This is a genomic window from Pseudomonas saliphila (genome assembly GCF_008638345.1).
In the GTDB taxonomy this organism is placed as follows: domain Bacteria; phylum Pseudomonadota; class Gammaproteobacteria; order Pseudomonadales; family Pseudomonadaceae; genus Halopseudomonas; species Halopseudomonas saliphila.
This window is the reverse complement of the sequence record NZ_VTVA01000026.1, coordinates 1-24844: the sequence shown is the minus strand read 5'-3', so window position 1 is coordinate 24844 and position 24844 is coordinate 1. Positions and strand designations below refer to the sequence as shown.

Genomic DNA, 24844 nt, shown 5'->3' with positions numbered 1-24844 from the left:
TGCAGCATTTATTCAGACCTTCCTTAGCTTCTCTCTTGCCACATTTGGAACATGTGAGCCTTGTCTTAAGGTCTTCTAGGCTCAGTCCCGCAGCAAGATACTGTGTAAGTTCTCTCTTAGTCAAGATCGCGTTTTGGCCGCACATGTAGCTAGAACAACGCACCAACATCTCTAATTCCGCGTCTATCCATGCAGTCAAGCTGTCAGGCGATCTCGACAAGCGTTCAATATCGCATCGCCATTGCAGGATCTCAGCACTATCCCAGTCGATCCTAATCTCGGCAAGTTTCGCCCCGAACCATTTTTTTCCCCAGTTTATAGTGGGATTATAGTCTTTTCCATGATCCTTAATTAGATCAGCCTCATAGAGAGGCTGGCCAGCTCCGTGAACACTAAACACTACCAATATTAACGGGCGGGTATAGGAGGTATCATTCTTGCTTGTGATCTCGATAAGTTGGTCTCCACTGCCGTTAAAATCGCCTGAGTATCTGGTGTTTAGTTGCCGGCGAAGGGAAAAGAAGTGACGATATTTATGAATTGCAAGAGCAAGATTGGCTATGTCGTCACACACAACTCCCTTTGCAGATTTTCCGTTATCCTGCGTTATACTTTCGCCTTGCCATACTCGCACTGCTGGTTTAACTTTTAGATCGAGACGCTCGCTCATGATTGCCCCCTAAACTCACCATATTATAAAAATGAAGCGGCTTCATTGTTGTTATGGAATGGTTTTAGCAGATGCTCCCGCCGCTCTTCAAGGAAGAGGAGGTGGGTTCTTTTCACTCAACAAACACTGCTTGGGCTGCTTCGCTTGATCCCATGCTCTTTTATCAGCTGCGTTTGCACGATACTTTGTGCGACCGCCGTTACGACCAACCTAAAGCGCCAACCAAGCTGCCAGCTTTAGCGGGTCGGCTTACGCGCCGGGTTAGCCCTTTCGGTATTGCCCTTTTCTCGCTTATGACATTCGATGCGATCAATGCAAATTTTCCCAATACCATCCGGATCGTCGTAGAGCTCGTCGATATTGAAGACGCTTTTACACTTCTGGCATCTTGTATAGCTAATGATGGATGACATATAAATCCCCGTGTATTTAACCTGGCAAATAAGTGGCCAGCTTAAAAAGTTGAATTAATCTGTTTCTTTATATCCATGTATTCCCTCGTAACGCGAAACCAACGTGATTCTCAGGGAAATCTCTCTGGATCGCGTACCCTCGCGGTAGTCCTTATAGATGAATGTCGCGCTCGTCCATCTTACGCAAGAGCGATTTCTGATAACGATCCGGCCGACGTAGCTCGCAGATAAACAATAACGCTGCTTGTCGAAAAATCACGAAAACTCAATTACATATTAAGCTCGACCCAATCATCTGACAACGTTTTCAGAGAAAAGGGGACAGATTTATTTTAAGGAGGTTGTAGATGCCCAGGATGGGTCGAGTGGTATTGCCGAACTACCCGCACCACATAGTGCAGCGAGGCCATAACCGTCAGGTGGTGTTTGCTTGCGCGGAAGATTTTCAGCGCTACCTGTCAGATATGGGGGAGTTGAAAGAGGCTTTTCATATCAAGCTGTATGCATGGTGCCTGATGACCAATCATGTGCATCTGCTCGTCTGCCCAGAAAGCGCGGCAGGCCTCGGCCAGTTTATGAAATCGCTGGCAGCCAGAGCTACACGCTACCGCAATCGGCTGATGCGGGTTTATCAGCAAGAGGATGAGATACGCGAGCTGACTGCTGGCCTGCGGGCGGAAAAAGCACATGTCGAGCAACTGCAGCGCCAGCTTGAGTTTACCCAAGAGCAGGCGAGGCAGAGACATCACGACTGTTAATTACCCGCAGACAAATCAATAAGTTTTGGGTACAACCTCTGGCAATGGATGCCTATTCACAAGGAACACATCAGGATGAAGAAACCAGCATCGGTGCAGGCCCTGGAAGAATTGGGTCGGGTCAAGCTCTCCAAGCACTTTTTTATGCGTGATTTCCTCTACTCGGAAATTAGCCAGATCGAAGGCATCCCCAATATTCCGGACTACCCGGATCGGGCCATCGAAGCCGGGCGTGGGCTTTGTGAAAACTTGCTAGAGCCACTGCAAGAGCGCTTTGGTCGAATCGCCATTCGCTCGGCGTATCGCTCATCGGCGGTAAATGCCAAGGGGGCGGAAGATGGCAACAACTGCGCGAAGAACGAAAGCAACTATGCCTCGCACATCTGGGACTATCTGGATGCAGAAGGCCACCTCGGGGCAACTGCCTGCATCGTAGTGCCGGCCTTGTTGCCCTGGTACGATGAACATAAAGACTGGACGCCACTAGCCTGGTGGATCCATGACAACTTGCCGTATGCCAGCCAGTACTGGTTCCCCAAACTGGCGGCGTTCAACCTGCGCTGGAGTGGCAATCCCAATGCGCTCCCCAGCATCAGCACCTACGTCAATAATCCGCACACGGGCGATAAAAAAGCCTTGGTGAAAGATGGCGTCGCAACCCTGGGCCTGGCTGAGCGAAAGGCGATTACTCAGCCCTGGTTAGCCAGCTTGGTGTAGGCGTTGCTCGTTGAATAGGCGAGTTGCTTCGGCATGTTGAATATCTCAATTGGGTGCAGGTATGCACCGTACGCAGGAAGGGAAAGCGATGAAACCTTTGTACATTACCGTTGAAGACCATGCAGTGCCGCAGTTGATTACCTCTGCATTGGAGGCCTACGAAATTGGGCGCACGAGCCCGCGAAAGAAAGAAGACAAACTGGAAACCTTTGGCCTGCTTTGGGGGTATATGACCCCCGAGCGGGGCAATCGCCCCCCGCGGATCATCGTGACAACCGCCACTGTTGAAACATCGGCCCTGGTGACCAAAGGCTCGGCCAAGCCCGACCTGGGCTCACTGCGCATGAAAATGGAGTTTGTAACGCGCTACTGGCCTCATCTTGAGGTAGTGGGCACCTTTCACTCCCACCCTTACGACTCATTAAGCGAGGCGCGCGAGTACAAAGGTTGGCAGGCATCCAGCCCGGAAACTGTTGGGCCGAACCAGGGCGACACCGTGTTCTGGCCCTGGCTGCATGAAGAGCTTTTTCTGAATAACCCCTATCTAGGCCACCTGATTATCAGCGTGACCGCCCTGCAAAAAACGGGCTGGGCGTTGCCGAAAGCGATTGAGGGCGACTCGGGTTTTGAATTGTCGCTAGGCAAAAGAAAGATCTGGATCACCAGTTACGCCAGCGAGGCCGTTGAGTACGAAGATGGGCCTGGGGCCCAGATGATGGACGCGCTCCCGGTGTTGGATATCCCGTCGATGACCCACCGAGCGATTGAGGGCAATTTTGCCCAGACAAGCGACTGACCCCTAAAACCCTTGGGCTTAATGGGTAAGAGGCCGCTATGCCTCTTGCCTTAAAGCTGGAGGAGCAGGGCTTCACTCAAACTAGCCTTGGCAAAGTGCCAAAAAAGAGGCTGCCTGGCTTAAACGCTGCGTATTGCTGGGCGGGGAAACTGGCCGCACTGACAGAAACTATTGGCTATGGCTTTACCCCTGTGCGGCCAGTGGATAAGGTGATGAGCATCACAGCATGGCAGGCCGCGGTATCCTAGGGATGGCCTCTCCAATCGTATTGGCTCACAGCCCAGTACGCGTCACACAGCCATCCCCACGCCCTTTGCCATCACCGTTTTTAGTATCGGCGCGCGGCCAATATGCAGCGCGTATTGAGGAGTGTTGTATGAGTGGTTTGGCCCAACTTAGCGAAGCCCTGCTGGCCGCTGTGCCGATTGATGGCAGTAGCATCGGCAATCAAACCTTGTTTGAGCGGCTAAAAGCACAGTTGCCGGAGATCAGTGAAGAGCAGCTCTGGGCCGCTCGCGACGCGCTGATCGAGCAGGGCGTGCTGGTCAAAGGCCGTGGCCGGGGTGGTTCGGTATTGCGTGCGCAAGCATCCGGCAGCAGCCTGGCGGATCAGGTGTTGAACAAGGCCCGTGAACGTATGGCCCCTCTGAACACCGAAGAAGTCTCTGCCGGTTATGTGGTGCAAGCCGCCGCAGCGGTGAAAAAGGCCAAAGCGCCCAAGCAGCAAGCCACCAGCATCGAGGCCATGGAAAAAACCCTCTGGGCCACCGCCGATAAGCTGCGCGCCAATATGGACGCCGCCGAGTATAAGCACATCGTGCTTGGGCTGATTTTTCTCAAGTACATCTCCGACAGCTTCGCCGGCCGTCGCGAGGAGCTTACGCACAAGCTGCTGAATGAAAACGACGACTACTACCTGGGCGACGATGATCCGGAGGCGCTTAACGCCGAGCTGGAAGACCGTGACTACTACCGCGAAGTGAATGTGTTCTGGGTGCCGGAGGTGGCGCGCTGGGAGGCGATTCGTGCCGCCGCCAAGCAGGTGGATATCGGCAAGCGCATCGACGAGGCGCTGGCGGCCATTGAGGCGGAAAACCCCAAGCTGAAGAACATCCTCGACAAGCGCTATGCCCGCGCCCAGTTGCCCGATGGCAAGCTCGGCGAGCTGGTGGATCTGGTCTCGACCATCGGCTTTGGTGACGACACCAGCAAGGCCCGCGACCTGCTCGGGCAGGTTTATGAATACTTCCTCGGCCAGTTCGCCAGTGCCGAAGGCAAGAAGGGCGGCCAGTTCTACACCCCGGCCTCCATCGTGAAAACCCTGGTGGCGGTGCTCAACCCGCACCATGGCAAGGTCTATGACCCCTGTTGCGGCAGTGGCGGCATGTTTGTGCAGTCGGAGAAGTTTATTGAAGCCCACGGCGGCAAGCTGGGCGATGTGTCCATCTATGGTCAGGAGTCCAACCCGACCACCTGGCGGCTGGCGGCGATGAACCTGGCGATTCGCGGCATCGACTTCAACCTGGGCAAGGAGCCGGCGGATACCTTTATCCGCAACCAGCACAGCGACCTGCGCGCCGACTTTGTGCTGGCCAATCCGCCGTTCAATATCAGCGACTGGTGGCACGGCAGCCTGGAAGGCGACCCGCGCTGGGTGTATGGCACGCCGCCGCAGGGCAACGCCAACTACGCCTGGCTGCAGCATATGCTCTACCACCTCAAGCCCAACGGCCGCGCCGGTATCGTACTGGCCAACGGTTCGATGAGTTCCAGCCAGAACTCGGAGGGCGAGATTCGCAAGGCGATGGTCGAGGCCGACGTGGTCGAAGTGATGGTGGCGCTGCCCGGCCAGCTGTTTTTCAACACGCAGATTCCCGCCTGCCTGTGGTTCCTCGCCAAGGACAAGCGCCACGCCCTGAGCACCGCCGGCATCGACCGCAGCGGACAGGTACTGTTTATCGACGCCCGCAAGCTCGGCACCAGCGTCAGCCGCGTGCAGATCGAGCTGACCGATGCCGATATCGAGCGGATCGCCCAGACTGTCGCGGCCTGGCGCGGCGAAACCCTCGATGCGCCGGACTCCACCTCCCGTCATTCCCGCGAAGGCGGGAATCCAGGCGCATTGCCGCAATACCAGGACATCCCCGGCTTCTGCCGCAGCGTCACCCTTGCCGAAATCGCCGAACACGGCCATGTACTGACACCGGGCCGCTATGTCGGCGCCGAGGAAGTGGAAGACGACGACGAAGCCTTTGCCGAGAAGATGCAACGCCTGACCAAACAGCTGGGCGAGCAGATGCAGAAGGGCGCAGAACTCGACCAGTTGATCCGGCAGAAGCTGGGGGGGCTGGGGTATGGGTGCTGAGTGGCAACCAACCACCCTTGGAGCAATATGCAGTGCTCAAGGTGGAGCAATTCAGACAGGTCCCTTTGGTAGTCAGCTGCACACATCGGACTACAAGGAAATTGGGGTGCCTGTCGTCATGCCGACCAATATCGGCGATGGTGGTATCGCAGTTGAAGGAATTGCACGGATTGGCCAAGAGGATGTCGAGAGACTTCAGCAGCATAAGCTGCAGTTGGATGACATTGTTTTCAGTCGCCGTGGTGATGTGACGAAGAATGCTTTGGTCCGCGCTCATGAGGCCGGTTGGCTCTGCGGAACAGGGTGCCTTAAAGTTCGGCTGGGCGATCAGAGTATTGCTGATGCCAAATACATTTCTTACTGCTTACGCCAGCCTGATACGAAGGAATGGCTGATTCGACATGCCGTCGGGGCCACGATGCCCAACCTGAATACCGGTATTCTTTCAGCTGTTCCGATCACATTGCCGCCGCTCTTGGTGCAACTAGCAGTCGCAGAAACACTTGGCGCTCTAGACGATCGCATCACCCTGCTACGCGAAACCAACGCCACCCTGGAAGCCATCGCCCAGGCGTTGTTCAAATCCTGGTTCGTCGATTTCGACCCCGTGCGCGCGAAGGCCGAAGGCCGCCAGCCGGAAGGCATGGATGCCGCCACTGCCGCGCTGTTTCCCGATAGTTTTGAAGAATCCGAACTGGGAGTTGTGCCAAAAGGGTGGAGACTTAATACGCTGGCCGAAGCTTTTGAAATTAACCCCCCTCGGAAACTCAAGAAAGGTGATATTGCGCCCTATCTAAATATGGCAGGTGTCGGCACGCAGGCGCATGTGGTTGATGGCGTGGTTGCGCGTGAAATGAGCTCGGGAACCAAGTTCATCAATGGAGACACGTTGCTAGCCCGCATTACTCCATGTCTTGAAAATGGCAAAACAGCTTATGTTGATTTCCTCGATACTGACCAAGTTGGCTGGGGATCAACAGAGTTTGTGGTCCTGAGGCCAAAGATGCCTTTGCCGCCCTATCACGGCTATCTCTTAGCGCGTCATCCAGCATTCCGAGACTATGCAATACAGAGCATGTCAGGCACTAGCGGGCGTCAGCGGATTCAGAATGATGTGCTTGGACGGTATCCCGTCGTAGCGCCTACGCAAGAGGTGGCAGATGTATTTGCTGGGGTGGTACAGAGTGCGCAGCAGAAAATTGCCGCTAACCAAGTTCAGTCCCAAACCCTAACCCAGCTCCGCGACACCCTCTTGCCCCGCCTGATCTCCGGCCAACTGCGCTTGCCTGAAGCCGAAGCGCTGATCGAGGAGGCGATATGAGCCTGAGTGTGAGCGCTGACTTCTCCCGGCTACTGGACTATCTGAATACGCAGGGCGCTGCTGCACAAAAGCGCGCCGAGGATTCCCAGGAGTACCGGGACTTTCTGCAAGCCTTTCCCATAGAGCGGCTGAACCAGCTCACGCTGGATGAGTACTGCGTTGGCAAGGGCGACGGGGCTTCTTTCTGCTGGTGGATTGAGCGCGGGCTGGTGCCGGCACTGGGTCGCTATATGCCGGGCACTGCCAAAGGCCACCTCCTGTATTTTCAGGAGGATGGTAGCCTGTACAGGAACCGGCGACTGCTGGATCTCAGCGATGAAGAGGCGCTGCGCTACACGCTGAGCATCCAGAGCACTATCGCTGCAGCCGACCCGGCCGATCTGCTGTGGGTGGATGACGACAAGGAAACCTACCGCCGCGCCGGAGTAGAGCCGCGCGTTACGGTTGCTCCAGGGCGCAAGCTGCGCCTGTTGTCGTGCTATCACCCGGCGGAGACGTTGCCGATATCCTCCAGCGACCATCTGGGGCATTTTCTGCAGATGCTGGGTTGCCCGCCAGCGCTTATCCCGTCGCCGAAGCTGCCGGTGGCACGCATGCTGAAGTTACGCGAGTACTACCAGCTAGCCTGTGGGTCGGTACCGGGTCTCAGCCCCTATGGATTCATGCGCGGGCTGTACAGCGATGAGCTGGGGCTACGGCCTGCCAAGCCCGAGTCTGGGCAGGATGCGCAGCCGGGGCAGCCAAGCTACCTGCTCACATGGAACCTGGCTCATTTCAAGCTGGGTGGAGACGCCGGCGTTGAATTGGGGCAAGAGATTGCCTGGAGTTGCCATTCGAAGCAGCCGCAACCAGGAGACGTGGTTTATCTGGTGCGGCTGGGGCAGGAGCCGCGAGGCATCGTTGCGCGCGGGGTGGTGACCGAAGGGGCGCATGACGGGCCCGACTGGAAGGATTCGAATAAAACCCGCAATTACATCCGCTTTCGCATCGAGGAGCATCGGCCTGACTGTACCCAGGGCTTGTTGCCCATGTTGCTGCTCAATAATGCCATGCCTACCCAACGCTGGAACCCCCAGAGCTCGGGTGTCGAAATTGCACCGGCCATTGCGGCCCGGCTGGAGCTGCTCTGGCAAGCGGGAGAAGGGCAGCACAGCCTGAGACAGTACGTGGCCTGGAGTTCGGCGGATCGCAAGGAATCCTGCCCGGGATGGCTGAAGAGTTATCAGGACGTGACAGCACTGACCAAGGCCTTGCGCACAGGTCAAGCGTCGCTGGATCAAGCCGTCCTTGACCGACTATGGGTTGAGCGTGAGAACGGGGTTTCCAGCTTGAAGCTGGGGCTGTTTTCTCGGGATGAGCTCAATGAGCAGCAATCCGTTATCCGGGAAATCACGCAACGGATCATGGAGGCGCCTACGGCGCAGACGCACGCTCAGGTGATGCAGGATTGGCGGCTGGCTGTCGAGAGCAAGCAGTTCAGCGCCAACCGACCGGCCATGATTAACCGCGTGTTTGCTGCTTTTGCGCCGGAGCGGTTCACTACGCTGCTCAAAACTGAGGATTGTCAGCGACTTTTGCAGGGCTTGCGTGAGCATTTTCAGCTGGATGTGTCCAACGGAAACCAGGACTGGTGTTCGCTGAATGAGCAGATCGTCGAGTGCATGAGCCGGGCTGGGCTGGATACGGATGCCGTACTGCCAAACAACATCGCCATGTGGCAATTGCTTGAGGCGCTACCAGGCGCGAAAGGCGCAGCACTTGAAGAGACGCCAGAAGGAGATGCCAGAGTGCCCGCTAAAGATATTCCGCTGAACCAGATTCTCTTCGGCCCACCGGGAACGGGCAAGACCTTTTCCGTGGTGGAGGAGACCCTGAAAATCCTGGCCCCCGAGGTGCTGGAGACGCCGGCGCGCGAAACCTGGAAGAGCGCGTTTGATCAATTAGTGCTGGAAGGTCGTGTGCGCTTCGTCACTTTTCATCAGAGCTTCAGTTACGAAGATTTTGTTGAAGGTTTGCGGGCGGTATCCGAGGGCGGTCAGCTGCATTACAAGGTTGAGCCGGGTGTTTTCAAGTTGTTGTGCGATGACGCGCGGCACGAGGAAGGAGCGCCGACAGAAGATGATGTGCTCAATGCGTTTCTGGAAGAGGTCACCGAGGCTCCGGTCACATTGACTACGGTGCGTGGCAAGGCCTTTGATGTTCGCTACAGGCCCGGCAATGGGACGTTCACCTGTCAGCCCAAGGCGTCGGAAAATGCGCTGGAGCTGCCGGCCAACATCGAGCATGTGCGCTTGTTCATGCGTGGCGAAAAACCTGCGTCGGTCTATTGCGAAAGCTATGTGAGAGGGATCGCCGAGCACTTGCGCGGCAAGCTGGAGAACGGCGGAGCTGGGCAGTCGAATGGCGAGAGGCTGCCTTATGTGCTGGTGATCGATGAGATCAATCGGGGCAATGTTTCGCGCATCTTTGGTGAGCTGATCACATTGATTGAAACCTCTAAGCGAGACGGTGCGGCGGAGAGTTTGTCCGTCACCTTGCCGTACTCGAAGGAGCGTTTCACAGTGCCGGACAATGTCTATCTGCTCGGCACCATGAATACGGCAGACCGTTCGCTGGCTGGGCTGGATATCGCCTTGCGTCGCCGCTTTGTCTTCAAGGAAATGATGCCCAATCCCTCTTTGCTCGATGGCGTGGTGGTGGAGGGCATCGACATTGGTCAGCTTTTGGCGGTGATGAACCAGCGTATCGAGGTGCTGCTCGATCGTGATCATTGCCTCGGACATGCCTACTTCATGTCGCTCAAGAGTGGGGACTCGTTGCAGCAGCTGGAGGTGATTTTCCGCAATCAGATACTGCCGCTGCTGCAGGAGTATTTCTTCGAGGATTGGCAGCGTATCCAGTGGGTGCTTAATGACCACCGCAAGCCTGCGGCCGACCGCTTCGTAGAGCAGGATAAGCAGGATGTGGATGCTTTGTTTGGCAACATTAGCGTGCCGGCGCAAGGTGGGGGTTGGCGGATCAATGCGGCGGCGTTCCAGCGAGTTTCTGCGTATGCCGGTGTCATTGCAGTGCAAGCCAAGGCTGAGGCTCCAGTAGAAAAGGCGGATGCGTGAGCGTATTCGTCACCGTGCGTGAATACGCGCGTCTGACCACGGCGGCGGTTGCGCCCGGCAACCTCGACTGTGCGCAAATCTCCGAAAGCGCCTTCGACTGGTTGTGTGAGCTGAGTGCTAGCTTCAACCGCAGCGGAGCGACGCTGCTACAGGTGGAGGGGCGGCGTGCGCTGAAGTGGGATTCCTATGTGGGCGTATTGGAAACGCCTTGTGGCACTCGGCTGGAGATTCTGCCCAAGCATCATGAGCAGGGCGATTGCCGGGTCAAGGGCCGCCAGTTGCTGCGTAAGCTGATCCAGCAGGCTCTGCAACTCAAGCCCCGTGAGGCCTCGGTGGCTAGTCTGGAGCTATTCAATGCGCCGCTCAGCGAGTGGGTGATGGGGCATTTTCTCGCGGAGCTGGATCTGCTGGTGAAGCGTGGTGTGCGCTTTGACTATCAGCGTATCGAGGAAGAGCAGCGCTTTCTTCGTGGTCAGCTCAATGTGGTGGCGCAGATGCGTCAGCCGCCGGGGCGGCAGCATCACTTCCAGATTCGCCACGATGTATTCCTGCCGGATCGTGCCGAGAACCGCTTGCTCAAGCTGGCGTTAGAGCTGGTAGCCAAGAGCACGCAGGACGCCGCCAACTGGCGCCTGGCCAATGAATTGCGCGCCATGCTGGCGGAGGTGCCCGCAAGCCGGCAGGTTAGCCAGGATTTACGCGTCTGGAGCCGCGACCGGCTGATGGCGCATTACCAGGCGATCAAGCCCTGGTGTGAGCTGATCCTCAATCAGCAGGTGCCAATGGCGGTGAGCGGGGACTGGCGCGGCATGAGCCTGCTGTTCCCGATGGAAAAGCTGTTTGAAAAGTATGTGGAAGGCTGGCTGCGTCGCCGGCTGGTCCCGGGTGCGGACCTGACGCCGCAGGCCTCCCGGCATAGTCTGTGTCAGCACGACGGCAGTGCGATGTTCCGCCTGGAGCCGGACCTGTTGCTGCAGCAAGGCAAGCAGACCTGGGTGCTGGATACCAAGTGGAAGCGTCTGGATGGGGCGGACCGACAGAACAAGTACGGCCTGAGCCAGCCCGACTTCTACCAGCTGTTTGCCTATGGCCAGAAGTATTTGCCCGGGCGTGGTGAGATGGCGTTGATTTACCCGCGCACGGCCCAATTCTCAGAGCCGTTGCCGCCCTTTGATTTCAGCCCCGAGCTCAGGCTCTGGGTGTTGCCGTTTGATCTGGATGAAGACTTACTTTTGGCAGCCGATGACGTGGGTTTCACCCGCTGCCTGAGCCAGCTTGGCCAGGTATGGCCACGGCGGGCTTGAGAGGACAACTGAGGTGCAGGAATGACCGAAGACCAACTGGAACAGGAAACCCTCGGCTGGCTCAGTGAGCAGGGTTACACGCACCTCTATGGGCCGGACATCGCCCATGACGGCGATAACCCCGAGCGCGAGAGCTATCGCGATGTGCTGTTGACCATGCGTTTGCGAGCGGCCATCGCCCGGCTCAACCCACAGGTGCCGCTGGCAGCACGCGAGGATGCGCTGCATCAGGTAATTGAGCTGGGCGTGCCGGTGCAGTTGTCGGCCAATCGCCTGTTCCATCGGCTGCTGGTCAGCGGTGTGCCGGTGCAATACCAGAAGGATGGTGAGACACGCGGCGACTTTGTACGACTGATCGACTGGACCGATGTGCGAGCCAACGAGTGGTTGGCGGTTAACCAGTTCAGCATTCAGGGGCCAAAGCATACGCGCCGCCCGGACATCATCCTGTTCGTAAACGGCCTGCCGCTGGTGCTGCTGGAGTTGAAGAACCCGGCGGATGTGAATGCGGATCTAGTCAAAGCGTTTGATCAGATCCAGACCTACAAAGAGCAGATCCCGGACGTTTTCCACTACAACGAGATTCTGGTCATCAGCGATGGCAGCGAGGCGCGAATGGGCTCGCTGTCGGCGGACATCGAGCGCTTCGCGCGCTGGCGTACCATCGATGGTGTAACGGTCGATCCGCTGGGTGAGTTCAACGAGCTGGAGACGCTGGTGCGCGGTGTGCTGCAGCCGGCGATGCTGCTGGATTACCTGCGTTACTTCGTGCTGTTCGAGGATGACGGTCGGCTGGTGAAGAAGATTGCCGGCTATCACCAGTTCCATGCCGTGCGTGCAGCCATCCAGCAGGTGGTTAGCGCCTCGCGACCAGGCGGCACCCACAAGGGCGGAGTGGTCTGGCATACCCAGGGCTCGGGCAAGAGCATCACCATGACCTGCTTCGCCGCACGCGTGATGCAGGAAGCGGCGATGGAGAATCCGACCATTGTGGTGATCACCGACCGCAATGACCTGGATGGCCAGCTGTTTGGTGTGTTCTCGCTGTCGCAGGATTTGTTGCGCGAGCAGCCGGTGCAGGCACTAACCCGCGGTGACCTGCGCGAGAAGCTGGGCAACCGACCCAGTGGCGGCATTGTCTTCGCCACTATCCAGAAGTTCATGCCGGGTGAGGATGAAGACAGCTTCCCGGTGCTCTCGGAGCGTTCGAATATCGTGGTGGTGGCCGACGAGGCGCACCGCACCCAGTACGGCTTTGGTGCCTCATTGAAGGCGCCGGACCTCAAGGTGGCTGAGGCCAGTGCCCGTTACCAGGTGGGCTACGCCCAGCACCTGCGCGATGCCTTGCCCAATGCCACCTTCGTGGCCTTTACCGGTACGCCGGTATCCAGCGAAGACCGTGATACCCGTGCGGTGTTCGGCGACTACATCCACGTCTACGACATGCAGCAGGCCAAGGAGGATGGCGCCACTGTAGCCATCTACTACGAGTCGCGCTTAGCCAAGTTGTCGCTCAAGGACTCGGAGCTGGCGCATATCGACGAGGAGGTCGATGAGCTGGCCGAGGATGAGGAAGAAGATCAGCAGTCGCGGCTGAAGTCGCGCTGGGCCGCGTTGGAAAAAGTCGTAGGGGCTGAGCCACGGATCAAGAGTGTAGCGGCTGATCTGGTCGCTCACTTCGAGGAGCGTAATCAGGCGCAAGGTGGCAAGGCCATGGTCGTGGCGATGAGTCGCGAGATCTGTGTGCACCTATACAACGAGATCATCGCCCTGCGCCCTGAGTGGCATGACGAAGACCCGGAGAAGGGTGCAATCAAGATCGTCATGACTGGAAGCGCGTCGGACAAGGCGCTATTGCGCCCGCATATCTATCCGAACCAGGTGAAAAAACGCCTGGAGAAACGCTTCAAAGACCCGAAAGACCCTCTCCATCTGGTGATTGTGCGCGACATGTGGCTGACCGGGTTCGATGCGCCCTGTGTGCATACCCTGTATGTCGACAAGCCGATGAAGGGCCACAACCTGATGCAGGCGATCGCCCGCGTGAACCGGGTGTTCAAAGACAAGCAGGGTGGTCTGGTGGTGGATTACATCGGCATCGCCAACGAGCTGAAGGCAGCGCTCAAGGAGTACACCGCCAGTAAGGGCAGGGGGCGGCCTACGGTGGATGCCCACGAGGCCTATGCGGTGCTGGAGGAGAAGCTCGATGTACTGCGTAGCCTGCTGCATGGCTTCGATTACAGCGACTTCCTGACTGGCGGGCACAAGTTGCTGGCCGGTGCCGCCAACCATGTGCTGGGCCTGGAAGATGGCAAGAAGCGCTTTGCTGACAATGCGCTGGCCATGAGCAAGGCATTCACCCTGTGCTGCACGCTGGATGAAGCCAAGGCGGTACGTGAGGAGGTCGCCTTCATGCAGGCCATCAAGGTGCTGTTGACCAAGCGTGAGATCAGCGCCAAGAAGAAAACCGATGAAGAGCGCGAGCTGGCGATCCGGCAGATCATCGGCAATGCGGTGGTTTCCGGTGAGGTGGTGGATGTGTTCGAGGCCGTGGGGTTGGACAAACCCAATATCGGCCTGCTGGATGACGAGTTCCTCGCCGAGGTGCGTAATCTGCCAGAGAAGAACCTTGCCGTTGAGCTGCTGGAGCGCCTGCTGGAAGGCGAGATCAAGAGCAAGTTCGCCAGCAACCTGGCCCAGGAGAAGAAGTTCTCAGAGCTACTGGGCAACGTGATCCAGCGTTACCAGAACCGTTCGATAGAAACCGCCCAGGTCATTGAGGAGCTGATCGAGATGGCGAAAAAGTTTGCCGCCGCCAGCCAGCGCGGCGAGCAACTGGGGCTGAATGACGACGAGCTGGCGTTTTATGACGCGCTGGCCAACAACGAGGCCTCGGTGCGCGAGCTGGGCGACGAGATCCTCGCCAAAATTGCCCATGAACTGACCGACAACCTGCGCCAGAACGTGACCGTGGACTGGAACAACCGCGATAGCGTACGGGCCAGGCTGCGGCTGATGGTCAAGCGCATCCTGCGTAAATACAAATACCCGCCGGACCAGGCCGAGGAAGCCGCACAGCTGGTGTTGGCGCAGGCTGAGACGCTGTGTGAGGCGTGGATGTAACGATGGAGAACAAGCAAGGATCGCTGTTTGACCAAGTGCCTCAAGCCAGCGGCGATCTGCCTCCCGCGTCGCGAATGCCGCTCAATGCTCGTGGCCGTAAAGTCTACGACACGCTGTTGGCCGATTTATGTGAGCCGTCTGAGGCCTTGGTTATCACTGGCTACAGTGCGTTGGATCAGCTGCTGGCGCTGATTAGCCAGCGCGGTGATAAGTGTGGAATATTGCGGTTGATGCTGGGGTCTGAGCCCTCTCCCAGCAGGCGTCAGGACTTTTCATTGGTCCGCCATGGCTTCGATCAGGAGGTGAAAAGTTACTGGCTCAAGCGTGGAATATCACTTCGTTTAAGCGGGCAACTGATTCACTGCATTGAGCTGATTCGTCAGGGCTATGTGCGAGTGCGTTATCCAGGGCCAGGCCCTCGTTTGCATGCCAAGCTGTATTGCACCGGGTCTGAGGTGACACTGGGTTCCAGCAATTTCACAGAGCCAGGCCTGCACTACCAGCAGGAGGCGAATGTTCGCTTTACCGAGTCGCAAGAAGGGCGACGCTTTCGTGAGGTATGGCAACTGGCTGAAAGCTTCTGGGCTCAGGGGCTGGATGCCGACCAGGATCTGATCGACCTGCTGGAAAAACTGCTGCGTTTTGTAAGTTGGCGAGAGGCGCTGGCGCGAGCCTGTGTCGAACTGCTTGAAGGCGAGTGGGCAGATCGTTACCTGCAATCACTGAGTAGTCACGAGGGCGTCCGTCTTTGGCCTTCTCAGCGCAAGGGCATCGGCCAAGCGCTGTATCTCCTGGAAACAGCCGGCGGCGTTCTGGTAGCTGATGCCACAGGCTCAGGTAAAACGCGCATGGGTGTGCATCTGCTGCGTGCCATTTATGACCGTATCTGGTCGATGTCGCGTGGGCACAAGGGAATGATGACCATGGTGTGCCCGCCCCTGGTCACGCCAAACTGGGACCGCGAACGTATACATTGCCAGTTATCTCTTGAGGTCATTTCCCACGGCTCGCTGAGTCGGCTTAAGCCTCAAGAGGATTCTGTGATAGGGCAGTTGCTTGCCCGAGCTCAAACCCTCGCAGTCGATGAGGCGCATAACTTCCTTAATCAAACCTCGAATCGTACCCGTCAACTGCTGCATAACCTTGCGGACCAGACGGTGTTGTTTACCGCAACCCCAATCAATCGATCGGCGTCTGATCTCCTGCGCCTGGTTGATATCCTGGGTGCGGACAACTTTGATGATGCAGTGCTGGCCATTTTTGAGCGCTTAAATCGAGCCAAGGGCAGTGTGCGTGATGCCCACCCTGAAGAGTTGCGCGAGCTGCAACTTGCCGTTGCGAGTTTTACGGTTCGCCGAACCAAAGCCCAGCTCAATGCGATGGTTGATCAGGAGCCAGATGCCTACCGAACACCTGCTGGGCGGGTGTGTCGTTACCCGACGCATACTGCCTGCAGTTATCCGTTGGATGAGTCAGCAGAAGATGTCCGTCTGGCTGAGCAGATCTCGGTGTTGGCCAGAAACCTGAAAGGGGTAGGGCACTTTGAAAAAGCCCTGTACTTGCCGGGTAGTCTTGCCAAACAGGGGTACTCATCTGAAAGTTACCTGCGAATGCGTTTGCACTCGGCTGGCTCACTGGCGCGTCATCATGTCATGGCGAGCTTGCGGTCATCTCGTCTGGCGCTGTTTCGCCATATTCTTGGCGAGGAGCAGGCGTTGGAACATCTGGGGCTGGAAGGACTCGGCAGCATTAAGACTGATCAGGAGAGCGGCAATATGCTGCAGCGCCTTGAGCGCTTGAAGGGACGGGTGCCCGAAAATCAGTTGGGCATTGATCTGCCTGAATGGCTATCGGACCCAAAGGCTCACCAGGAGGCTTGTGAGGCTGAGATCGGCATCTATCGATTGATCCTTCGGCGCCTTGATCGAATGACTGATGGTCGTGAACGTCGAAAGTGCAGCCTGCTGCTGGAATTGGCAGGGCGCCACGATCAAGTGATTGCTTTCGACCATTTCCCGCTGACGTTGCGTTATCTGCAGCACATGATTGCTGCAGCTGCCAAAGCACAAAAAATCGAAGTATTGCTCGGGGTAGGTGGTAACAAGGTACAGAACGAGCATCTGCAAAAACGTCTGGACCCTTTGAAAGGCAGTGGCCGTGTCATTGCCTTGTGCAGCGACGCTATGTCTGAAGGAGTGAACTTGCAGCGGGCATCGAGCATGGTGCACCTGGATATGCCCAGCGTGGTGCGTTATGCCGAGCAGCGTGTTGGTCGGATTGATCGTATGGATAGTCCGCATGACACCATAGAGTGCTGGTGGCCACTGGATGCGCCAGCTTTTGCGCTAAAAGCTGACGAAAAGTTTGTTGCCCGTATAGAAGAGGTTGAGTCGCTGTTAGGCGGTAACCTGCAACTCCCGCAAGAGATGTTGCGCGAGGAGCTGGCTAGCCGCGTTGTAAGTCCTGAGGATTTTCAGTCCGAAATGCAGGCCCGCTCGGTTCAGCCTTGGGACGGCATTGAGGATGCCTTTTCACCTGTAAGGGGGCTTGTTGAGGGCGATGCTGCTTTGGTCAGGCTTGAGGATTATCATCAGGCAAAAGCTGACCCGACAGCTGTGCTTTCACGAGTCAGTCTGGTGCGGGCGCAACGTCCCTGGTTATTCGTCTGTTTAGCAGGCGAAGCAAACCAAGCTCCCAGGTGGGTGTTCCTCTCAGATGAACACGATGCACCATTGATCAATCTTCGAGATGTTGTTGCAGCACTCAGGGACCGGTTGACGGACGATGTGCACGACTTGCAGCCCAGTCGCGCTGCTGCTCGAGAGCTTGACCGATTGCTGGGAAGGTTGAGCAGGATGGAGCGTTTGCTGCTGCCGCGCAAAAAACAGCGTGCGTTGGAGCAGATGGCAGCAGTTTTACCGGGCTGGGCTAAACAGCCTGGCTGGATTCAGTCTTCCGAACAGGCTGATCAAATCAAGATGCTGATGGATATTCTGAGCCTTGATGGACGGAGTGACTGTCCCGACTGGGGGCAGTTGGCTGATGCCTGGCTCGATCTGGTTAGACCTGCATGGTCACGATATCTGGATCACGGTGCTCGTAAGGCAGCTATCACTCGGCTGCGGGATATCCAGAAAAGCCTGCTGGCCGATCCAGTACCTGCCCAGCAGTTGCTTGATCGTGTTGCTGGCATTGCAACACGCCAGACCTGGGAAGAGAGGATAGTGGCGTGTGTTTTGGGGTATTCAGCTACCTGATTTTTCAGCTGTGATGCGCTGGACCTCGTCCATACGGTGCGGGCACACCCCCATCTGGCAGGATAGTTGTCACCCTCTGATTTCAACCAGATAGACGGTAAGGAAAGCATCGTGGCCGTTATATCCGCAGAGCGTAAGGAAACCGTACTGAGAGGACCGTTTCGCGTCACATACCCGAAGCATGAGCCGTATGCGTTAGTTCCGCCTATACGGGTCGCGAGGGCGGCAGGTAACTGCCGTCCCTGCCGCAACCGTTTAAAGTGGTTGCTGGTTCGCTTACTCCACCAGCTCAAACAGCTCTCCCACCTGAATATCCAAGTACCGACATAACTGGTCGATTACATCCAGCTCTACTCGCGTCGCGGTTTCATTGTACAGCCGATGCAGAGTATTCCGGTTGATGCCTGTGTCTCGGGCCACTTCAGCAATTTTTTGCTTCCGCTCGCCCAGGATTCTGGAAAGGTGGCATTTGATCATAAATCCCCTCTTTGGTGCAAAAAGGCCTGCAGGAGTGAAAAAGTGCTTGCAATAGGTTTTGTGTGTGCTAAATTCTCTCCTGTAGGTCATTTGATTCTTCTGAAGAGAAAAAAGCGAGGGAAGCATTATGGCACATACCTATCTGACTACTGAAGAGCTGTCGGCTCGGATCAAGTATGACGTTCGCACCATCCGCCAATGCCTGAAGGATGCGGTGCTCCATGACGGGGTTCATTACATCCGTCCCTTTGGAGGGCGAAAAATTCTATTCATCTGGGAACGGGTGGAAGAAACGATGCTGCAAGGCGATGCCGCGCATCAGATCATTAAGAATCTGCAGTAAAGGAGGCTGTCATGGGTAGCGTGAACGTACGAGACGGTCGCCTTTATCTGGATTTCCGGTATCGCAGTGTGCGTTGCCGGGAACATACCAAGCTGAATGATTCGCCTGCCAACCGCAAGGCCTTGGCAGCGCTGCTGGCGAGAATTGAGCTTGAGATTCAGCGCGGAACCTTTGATTACGGCAAGCATTTTCCGGGGAGCCCAAAAGTTGAGCACTTCCGCCAGATTGAGCAACTGGTTCAGCAGAAGACAGTGGGCGGGAAAATGCTGTTCGAGGTTTTCGCGGATCTCTGGTTGAAGGAGAAACGTGCGGAATGGCGTCTTAGCCACATAGAGACCATCGAAGGTATCCTGCGTTGCCACTTGGTGCCTTACTACCGGGGTAATCCCATAGGTGTTATCAGCAAAGCCGAGATCATGGCTTTACGTGGCCTGTTGTGCCAAGCAGATGCGAAGACGGGGAAGCAGCTCTCAGCGTCACGGGTCAATCACATCATGACGGTTCTGCGCATGATATTGAATGAAGCGGCTGAGCGTTTCGGGTATGAGTCGCCCTGGCGCAATATCAAGGCGTTGCCGATGCCCAGAACAGACATTCAGCCGTTCACGATGAAAGAGGTTCGGTTGATCATTGATAATGTGCGCGCAGATTTTCGTCCCTACTATCTGGTCCGGTTCTTTACTGGGATGCGTACTGGGGAAATCGACGGCCTGACATGGGATAACGTCGACTTTGGCTCACGACAGATCCACATTCGCAAAGCCCTGGTTCGTGGCCAGGTTGAAAAGACCAAAACGGCCAGTTCGTACCGGACATTGGCTATGTCGCAGGTGGTTTATGACGCCCTGTATGAACAGTGGAAGCGGTCTGCTGAAAAGAATCGCTTTGTATTCACGGCTAGGAATGGCCAGCCGCTGAACCACCGGAATGTAACTCGCCGCATTTGGTACCCCTTGCTTCAATATCTCGGGCTGGAGAAGCGCAATCCTTATCAGTCCAGGCACACGGCTGCGACACTCTGGCTGGCAGCAGGGGAAAACCCGGAGTGGATTGCCAGACAGCTGGGGCATGCAAATACAAGCATGCTGTTCCGCGTATATTCACGTTACATCCCTAACCTGCTCAGACGGGACGGTAGTGCGTTTGAGCAATTGCTGGATCAAGAGCTGTGTGAGGAGGTGGACTGATGCGTTCATTGATGACACGAGCGCGCTCCTCCTTATATTGGGTTGAGCAGCAATTGGGGGAGGGTGGGGCGCTCAATTGGTGCGTCACCGGGCTGGAGCAAGAGCCTGCTCCGTTCTTGCGTATGGAACAGCTGAAACCCTGTCACGCTGGTGGTCAGTGGGTTGTGCTGGAGGTTTCGACAGAAGGTGAAGGACACAATCTTGTCAGGCTGCGCCCCTTGCCGGACTGCATTCCTCGCTGGCAGTTGGAGCGCCAGGCTCAATGGACCAATGGCTTGCAGAAGAGAGCGCTGGTGAAAATCTGGAGCATGCTGGCTTACATCGACGATGCGCTACTACAAAGATTTCTGCTCGATGTGCTGATGGATGACCAACTGATGCTTGCATTCTGTCGTGACAAGGCGAGTCACGGCTATCACCACAATCATGTAGGCGGCTTACTGGCTCACAGCTATGAAGTGGCGGTAAGTGCTGCCATGTTGTGCAGCCAGCACCAACTGGGTATGAAGGCAACCTGGGTCGCTTTCATAGGAGGGTTGTTGCACGATATTGGTAAGGTCCGAATGTTTTACAATGACAGCAGCGGGGTGTCTGGAGAGCATGAGGCCTACAATTTTATGGTGCTTTCAGCTCCGTTGGAGCACCTTCGAATGAAGTCCGCCCCGCTGTTCGAGGCCCTGTCCGCTTGCCTGGCGCTGAGCAGCTCCAGATACTCAGATCCTTATCAGGTGGCTGGAATCGTGCGAATGTGCGATCGCTTGTCTGCTGAGGTATGTAATTGGCGGAAAGCATTTGAGAAACGGCCAAGTCATTTCTGGTACGTCAAGTCGCAACAGGATGGGCGTATATATAAGCGGCTCAATTGATGGCTGCGATTGGAAGAGCCCTTGGCTATCAGGCTCCTGCATCGGGCGGTCCGGAATGGAGTATGCGTCCGGTGAACACACCTTTTGAACTCCAGCATTAAGGGCGATGGTGTCCGTCTATTTTTTAGCGGACGCGATTGCCCTTATCGCCAGGATTTCCATGCGCCAACGAAGCTCTTATCCAAAACCGTTCAAAGCCCAAGTCGTGCAGGAGTGCCTGCAACCTGGAGCCTCCGTTTCCAGCGTCGCCATCCGGCACGGCATCAACGCCAACGTCATTCGCAAGTGGCTGCCGGTCTATCGCGATCAAGTCGCCACAACCCTACCAGCCTTCGTGCCTGTGCAATCGGTACCCAAGCGCACAGTGACAGTGGATGAGGTGGTAGTGATCGTATTGCCCTTGGGAAGCAAGTCCATCACAGTTAAGTGGCCCGCTTCAGATCCAGACGGTTGTGCACGTTTCATCCGCAGTCTTTCGCAATGATTCGCATCGACTCGATCTGGCTCGCCACCGAGCCCTTGGACTTGCGCGCCGGCACGGATACAGCGCTGGCCCGCGTAGTCGCTGTATTCGGGGCGGCGCAGCCGCACTGTGCTTACCTGTTCGCCAACAAGCGCGCCAACCGGATGAAGGTGCTCGTGCATGATGGTGTAGGCATCTGGCTTGCTGCACGGCGACTGAATCAGGGCAAGTTTCATTGGCCAGGCGTGCATCGTGGTCTGGAGGTCGAACTCGATGCTGAGCAACTCCAGGCTTTGGTGCTCGGCTTACCATGGCAGCGAATCGGTTCCGGCGGCGCAATTACAGTGCTCTGAACCACGCGACGAACTGTGGCTAGTGAAGCTGCTCTGGTAAAATCCACAGCATGACTTCCTCGCCCAATCTCGACCAAATGACACCCGAGCAACTGCGCATCCTCGCTGCGCAGTTGCTGTCCAAGGTCGACACTATGGGCAGAGAAAGTCGCCGCGACAAGACCGTTATCGAGCAACTCTCTCACGAGATCGCCATCCTCAAACGGCACAAATTAGCTAAGCGCAGTGAGCAAATCAGCCCGGCGCAAGGCAGCTTGCTGGATGACTTGCTCAACACCGACCTTGAGGCTATCGAGGCAGAGCTGAACGCGCTTGGGCCTGAGCCTGCAGCAACCTCATCGCGTCAACAGCCCAAGCGCGCCCCACTGCCATCCCAGTTCCCACGTACGGTCATCCGCCATGAGCCGGAGAGCACACTGTGTGCCTGCGGGTGCCAACTTCAGCGCATCGGCGAAGATGTGAGCGAGAAGCTGGATTACACACTTGGCGTGTTCACCGTCGAGCAGCATGTGCGTGGCAAATGGGCCTGCCGTCAGTGCGAAACACTGATCCAGGCGCCAGTGCCAGCCCAGGTGATCGACAAAGGCATTCCCACCACCGGCTTGCTGGCCCATGTAATGGTGGCCAAGTTCGCCGACCACTTGCCGCTGTATCGCCAAGAAAAGATCTTTGGGCGTGCAGGCTTGGTCATATCGCGTTCGACGCTGGCGCAGTGGGTAGGCCAAACCGGCGTGCAGCTCCAGCCCTTGGTAGATGCATTACGCGAGGTGGTGTTGGCTCAGGACGTTGTACACGCTGATGAAACACCGGTGCAGATGCTGGCACCCGGCGAGAAGAAAACACACCGGGCTTACGTCTGGGCCTACTGCACTACGCCGTTCTCGGCACCTAAGGCGGTAGTCTATGACTTCAGTCCCAGCCGTGCTGGCGAACATGCGCGTAACTTCCTGGGCACCTGGAATGGCAAACTGGTCTGCGATGACTTCGCAGGCTACAAGGCCGGCTTCGAGCAGGGCATCACCGAAATCGGCTGCATGGCGCATGCACGGCGCAAGTTCTTCGACCTGCATGTGGCGAACCAAAGCCAATTAGCAGAGCAGGCGCTGCACTCAATCGGCGGGCTGTACGAAGTCGAGCGGCAGGCCAAAGACATGAGTAATGAAGATCGCTGGCGATTACGCCAAGAAATGGCAGTACCCATCGCAGGCAAACTGCACGAGTGGGTGTTGGCTCAGCGCGAGCTTGTGCCTGAAGGCTCGGCCACAGCCAAGGCACTGGACTACAGCTTAAAACGCTGGGTAGCGCTGACGCGCTATCTGGATGATGGTGCTGTGCCCATCGATAACAATGCGGTCGAGAACCAGATCAGGCCGTGGGCGCTTGGCAGATCAAACTGGCTCTTCGCTGGATCGTTACGCAGCGGTAAACGGGCTGCAGCGATCATGAGCCTGATTCAGTCAGCTCGCATGAATGGCCATGATCCATACGCCTACCTCAAGGACGTGCTAACGCGGTTACCGACGCAGAAGGCTAGCGAGATCGANCTCGCATGAATGGCCATGATCCATACGCCTACCTCAAGGACGTGCTAACGCGGTTACCGACGCAGAAGGCTAGCGAGATCGAGCAACTACTGCCGCATCGGTGGATGCCGGGTTGATCAGCGCAAGGTGTATTCCCCATACGCTTACGATAGCCCGATATCCCGGAATGATTATGAAGCGGAGATTGGTGTTGGGTTCATTTATGTTTTTTGGGCTATTTGCATTCTAAGGTTGGAAATCAGCTTTTCTGCCAAGGCAATGAAAAGGCTCAGTTGGTTGGAAGCTAAAGTATGAGGGGCTGCATTGTACGTTTTTCGGACCTTGAGACTATAAATTTCCCACCCTATTGATCAGTAGATTTACATTAAAATCATATACACACTGTGATGCCAATTCAAGATAAAGGCGCCATTGCTAGTAACTCACTCTCATACCTATAAACGACATCGTCCAGAGCAGACGTTACTGTATCAATTGGTCGAACGCCACTACCCAGAATTTCAGAAGCAGCTTTCACAAAAAGGGAAGTCGTTACCACTTCATGTGGTAAAAGAGTTTGAAGAGTTTCTTAGGTGTGGTCGGCTTGAGCATGGTTTTTTGCGTGTAGTTTGTGACGACTGCAAGCATGAGAAACTGCTGGCGTTCAGCTGCAAACGCAGGGGATTTTGCCCAAGTTGCGGTGCAAGAAGGATGGCAGAAAGTGCCAAGTTGTTAGTTGAAGATGTTCTTCACGGTTACCCTGTACGCCAATGGGTATTGAGTTTACCCATCCCGCTTCGTCTACTTCTAGCTAGGTATCCCAAACACTTAAGTAAAATCATGCAAATCATTCATCGTGCTATTTCTTGCGATATTGTGCATCGGGCTGGGTATCTTAAGAAGCAAGCAAACACAGGAGCGGTGACTTACATTCAGCGATTTGGTAGTGCACTGAATCTCAATATTCACTTTCACATGCTCTTTTTGGAAGGCGTTATCACTCAGGAGTGTGGACAGTCCAAATTCAAGTGCGTTAAAGCACCAAACCACAATGATATGGAAACCCTCGTGAATGTCATTAGCCATCGCATCGCGACCTACTTGGAGAAGGCCGGGCTCGTTCAACGGGATATGGACAACACATTTCTCGATTTACCCATGGATGACGAAGATAGTTTACTGCCCTTGCAAGCAGCCTCTGTCAATTACCGCATTGCTGTAGGACCAGATACAGGCAAAAAAGTCTTTGCCTTGCAAACCTTACCTGCCAAAGACGAACAACATTACGGTCAATTAGCTCAAATAAACGGTTTTAGCTTACACGCTGGGGTGTTTGCAGACAGCCATCAAACTGACAAACTGGAAAGGCTATGCAGATATATCTCAAGGCCAGCGTTAAGCGAGCAACGATTGAGTCTAACCGATTCAGGAAAAGTAAGATATCAACTGAAAACTCCCTATCAAGACGGTACCACACATGTCTTTTTTACTCCCTTGGATTTCATAGGCAAGCTCGCGGCACTGGTGCCAGTGCCGAGGCTAAACCTTACGAGGTTTTATGGCGTGTTTGCTCCCAATGCTAAGGTGCGTGCCGAGGTAACGGCTTCACAACGCGGTAAGAATAGCCCTCGCTTAGCAGAGCATCTGAAAGATTCAGATAAACCATACCATGCGCGAAGCATGTCGTGGGCACAAAGGTTAAAAAGAGTATTCAATATTGACATCACAGTCTGTGAGGCTTGTGAAAAAACCAACGTCAAAATTATTACTTGTATTACGGATCCGGCTGTTATCC

General features: G+C 56.0%; 19 protein-coding genes and 1 pseudogene. 18 read left to right on the top strand and 2 right to left on the bottom strand.

The features are described 5' to 3' along the window. The coding region (locus FHK95_RS19045; RefSeq protein WP_150306218.1) for a hypothetical protein at window positions 1-670 on the bottom strand (670 nt) is incomplete at its 3' end. Between the two features lie 101 nt (window positions 671-771). Between FHK95_RS19045 and FHK95_RS19040 the strand changes: the two genes are divergently transcribed. The 10 genes and pseudogenes from FHK95_RS19040 to FHK95_RS18990 all read left to right on the top strand — a co-directional run bounded on the left by FHK95_RS19040 (window position 772) and on the right by FHK95_RS18990 (window position 17837). Next, window positions 772-1080, top strand: coding sequence for a hypothetical protein (locus tag FHK95_RS19040; RefSeq protein ID WP_150306217.1), 309 nt, complete (start codon window positions 772-774; stop codon window positions 1078-1080). Window positions 1081-1430: 350 nt separating this feature from the next. After that, a pseudogene (locus tag FHK95_RS19035) lies at window positions 1431-1703 on the top strand (transposase); the annotation flags it as partial. A 213-nt stretch (window positions 1704-1916) separates the two neighbouring features. Beyond that, window positions 1917-2558 carry a hypothetical protein gene (locus tag FHK95_RS19030; RefSeq protein WP_003459813.1) on the top strand — a complete coding sequence of 214 codons (642 nt, stop codon included), beginning with the start codon at window positions 1917-1919 and terminating at the stop codon, window positions 2556-2558. An 88-nt stretch (window positions 2559-2646) separates the two neighbouring features. Beyond that, window positions 2647-3354: a hypothetical protein gene (locus FHK95_RS19025; protein ID WP_150306215.1), complete on the top strand. Its 708-nt coding sequence runs from the start codon at window positions 2647-2649 to the stop codon at window positions 3352-3354. A gap of 376 nt (window positions 3355-3730) precedes the next feature. Beyond that, complete coding sequence (locus FHK95_RS19020; protein ID WP_150306214.1) at window positions 3731-5719, top strand: class I SAM-dependent DNA methyltransferase; 1989 nt, start codon at window positions 3731-3733, stop codon at window positions 5717-5719. Beyond that, entirely contained in the window at window positions 5709-7040 is a 1332-nt protein-coding gene (locus FHK95_RS19015; protein ID WP_150306213.1) for a restriction endonuclease subunit S, read from the top strand. The genes FHK95_RS19020 and FHK95_RS19015 overlap by 11 nt, the downstream gene beginning before the upstream one ends. After that, window positions 7037-10153, top strand: a complete 3117-nt coding sequence (locus FHK95_RS20310; protein ID WP_235906840.1) for an McrB family protein — start codon at window positions 7037-7039, stop codon at window positions 10151-10153. The genes FHK95_RS19015 and FHK95_RS20310 overlap by 4 nt, the downstream gene beginning before the upstream one ends. After that, window positions 10150-11457: an McrC family protein gene (locus tag FHK95_RS19000; protein ID WP_150306212.1), complete on the top strand. Its 1308-nt coding sequence runs from the start codon at window positions 10150-10152 to the stop codon at window positions 11455-11457. The genes FHK95_RS20310 and FHK95_RS19000 overlap by 4 nt, the downstream gene beginning before the upstream one ends. Window positions 11458-11478: 21 nt before the next feature. Further along, window positions 11479-14580, top strand: a complete 3102-nt coding sequence (locus FHK95_RS18995) for a type I restriction endonuclease subunit R (protein ID WP_150306211.1) — start codon at window positions 11479-11481, stop codon at window positions 14578-14580. Between the two features lie 848 nt (window positions 14581-15428). Continuing rightward, complete coding sequence (locus FHK95_RS18990) at window positions 15429-17837, top strand: SNF2-related protein (protein WP_235906839.1); 2409 nt, start codon at window positions 15429-15431, stop codon at window positions 17835-17837. 276 nt (window positions 17838-18113) lie between these two features. Here the strand turns inward: FHK95_RS18990 and FHK95_RS18985 are convergent, their stop codons facing one another. After that, the gene (locus FHK95_RS18985) at window positions 18114-18314 is read right to left on the bottom strand and encodes a helix-turn-helix domain-containing protein (protein WP_150306209.1); all 201 of its coding nucleotides are present in this window, start codon (window positions 18312-18314) and stop codon (window positions 18114-18116) included. Between the two features lie 127 nt (window positions 18315-18441). Between FHK95_RS18985 and FHK95_RS18980 the strand changes: the two genes are divergently transcribed. The 8 genes from FHK95_RS18980 to FHK95_RS18940 form a co-directional block, all read left to right on the top strand. After that, on the top strand, window positions 18442-18657 hold the full coding sequence (locus tag FHK95_RS18980) for a hypothetical protein (protein ID WP_090272028.1): 216 nt from the start codon (window positions 18442-18444) through the stop codon (window positions 18655-18657). Between the two features lie 11 nt (window positions 18658-18668). Further along, window positions 18669-19844: an Arm DNA-binding domain-containing protein gene (locus tag FHK95_RS18975; protein ID WP_150306208.1), complete on the top strand. Its 1176-nt coding sequence runs from the start codon at window positions 18669-18671 to the stop codon at window positions 19842-19844. Next, on the top strand, window positions 19844-20710 hold the full coding sequence (locus tag FHK95_RS18970; RefSeq protein WP_150306207.1) for an HDOD domain-containing protein: 867 nt from the start codon (window positions 19844-19846) through the stop codon (window positions 20708-20710). The genes FHK95_RS18975 and FHK95_RS18970 overlap by 1 nt, the downstream gene beginning before the upstream one ends. A gap of 160 nt (window positions 20711-20870) precedes the next feature. Further along, entirely contained in the window at window positions 20871-21194 is a 324-nt protein-coding gene (gene tnpA, locus FHK95_RS18965; RefSeq protein ID WP_178114852.1) for an IS66-like element accessory protein TnpA, read from the top strand. Next, the gene (gene tnpB, locus FHK95_RS18960) at window positions 21191-21526 is read left to right on the top strand and encodes an IS66 family insertion sequence element accessory protein TnpB (protein ID WP_150306205.1); all 336 of its coding nucleotides are present in this window, start codon (window positions 21191-21193) and stop codon (window positions 21524-21526) included. The genes tnpA and tnpB overlap by 4 nt, the downstream gene beginning before the upstream one ends. Before the next feature lie 50 nt (window positions 21527-21576). Further along, window positions 21577-23079, top strand: coding sequence for an IS66 family transposase (gene tnpC, locus FHK95_RS18955; protein ID WP_150306204.1), 1503 nt, complete (start codon window positions 21577-21579; stop codon window positions 23077-23079). Then, the gene (locus tag FHK95_RS20535; RefSeq protein ID WP_150306203.1) at window positions 23076-23186 is read left to right on the top strand and encodes a transposase domain-containing protein; all 111 of its coding nucleotides are present in this window, start codon (window positions 23076-23078) and stop codon (window positions 23184-23186) included. The genes tnpC and FHK95_RS20535 overlap by 4 nt, the downstream gene beginning before the upstream one ends. Before the next feature lie 295 nt (window positions 23187-23481). Beyond that, window positions 23482-24844 (top strand): transposase (locus tag FHK95_RS18940; protein ID WP_150306201.1); only part of this gene is annotated, 1363 nt, incomplete at its 3' end.

Excerpts from the sequence above, each read along its gene's own strand:
- tnpA (WP_178114852.1), top strand. The coding sequence starts at position 20,871 with ATGCGCCAACGAAGCTCTTATCCAAAACCGTTCAAAGCCCAAGTCGTG.
- FHK95_RS20310 (WP_235906840.1), top strand. The coding sequence starts at position 7,037 with ATGAGCCTGAGTGTGAGCGCTGACTTCTCCCGGCTACTGGACTATCTG.
- tnpB (WP_150306205.1), top strand. The coding sequence starts at position 21,191 with ATGATTCGCATCGACTCGATCTGGCTCGCCACCGAGCCCTTGGACTTG.
- FHK95_RS18995 (WP_150306211.1), top strand. The coding sequence starts at position 11,479 with ATGACCGAAGACCAACTGGAACAGGAAACCCTCGGCTGGCTCAGTGAG.
- FHK95_RS19025 (WP_150306215.1), top strand. The coding sequence starts at position 2,647 with ATGAAACCTTTGTACATTACCGTTGAAGACCATGCAGTGCCGCAGTTG.
- FHK95_RS18980 (WP_090272028.1), top strand. The coding sequence starts at position 18,442 with ATGGCACATACCTATCTGACTACTGAAGAGCTGTCGGCTCGGATCAAG.
- FHK95_RS18970 (WP_150306207.1), top strand. The coding sequence starts at position 19,844 with ATGCGTTCATTGATGACACGAGCGCGCTCCTCCTTATATTGGGTTGAG.
- FHK95_RS20535 (WP_150306203.1), top strand. The coding sequence starts at position 23,076 with ATGAATGGCCATGATCCATACGCCTACCTCAAGGACGTGCTAACGCGG.
- FHK95_RS19020 (WP_150306214.1), top strand. The coding sequence starts at position 3,731 with ATGAGTGGTTTGGCCCAACTTAGCGAAGCCCTGCTGGCCGCTGTGCCG.
- FHK95_RS18990 (WP_235906839.1), top strand. The coding sequence starts at position 15,429 with ATGGGTGTGCATCTGCTGCGTGCCATTTATGACCGTATCTGGTCGATG.
- FHK95_RS19030 (WP_003459813.1), top strand. The coding sequence starts at position 1,917 with ATGAAGAAACCAGCATCGGTGCAGGCCCTGGAAGAATTGGGTCGGGTC.
- FHK95_RS19015 (WP_150306213.1), top strand. The coding sequence starts at position 5,709 with ATGGGTGCTGAGTGGCAACCAACCACCCTTGGAGCAATATGCAGTGCT.
- FHK95_RS18975 (WP_150306208.1), top strand. The coding sequence starts at position 18,669 with ATGGGTAGCGTGAACGTACGAGACGGTCGCCTTTATCTGGATTTCCGG.
- FHK95_RS18985 (WP_150306209.1), bottom strand. The coding sequence starts at position 18,314 with ATGATCAAATGCCACCTTTCCAGAATCCTGGGCGAGCGGAAGCAAAAA.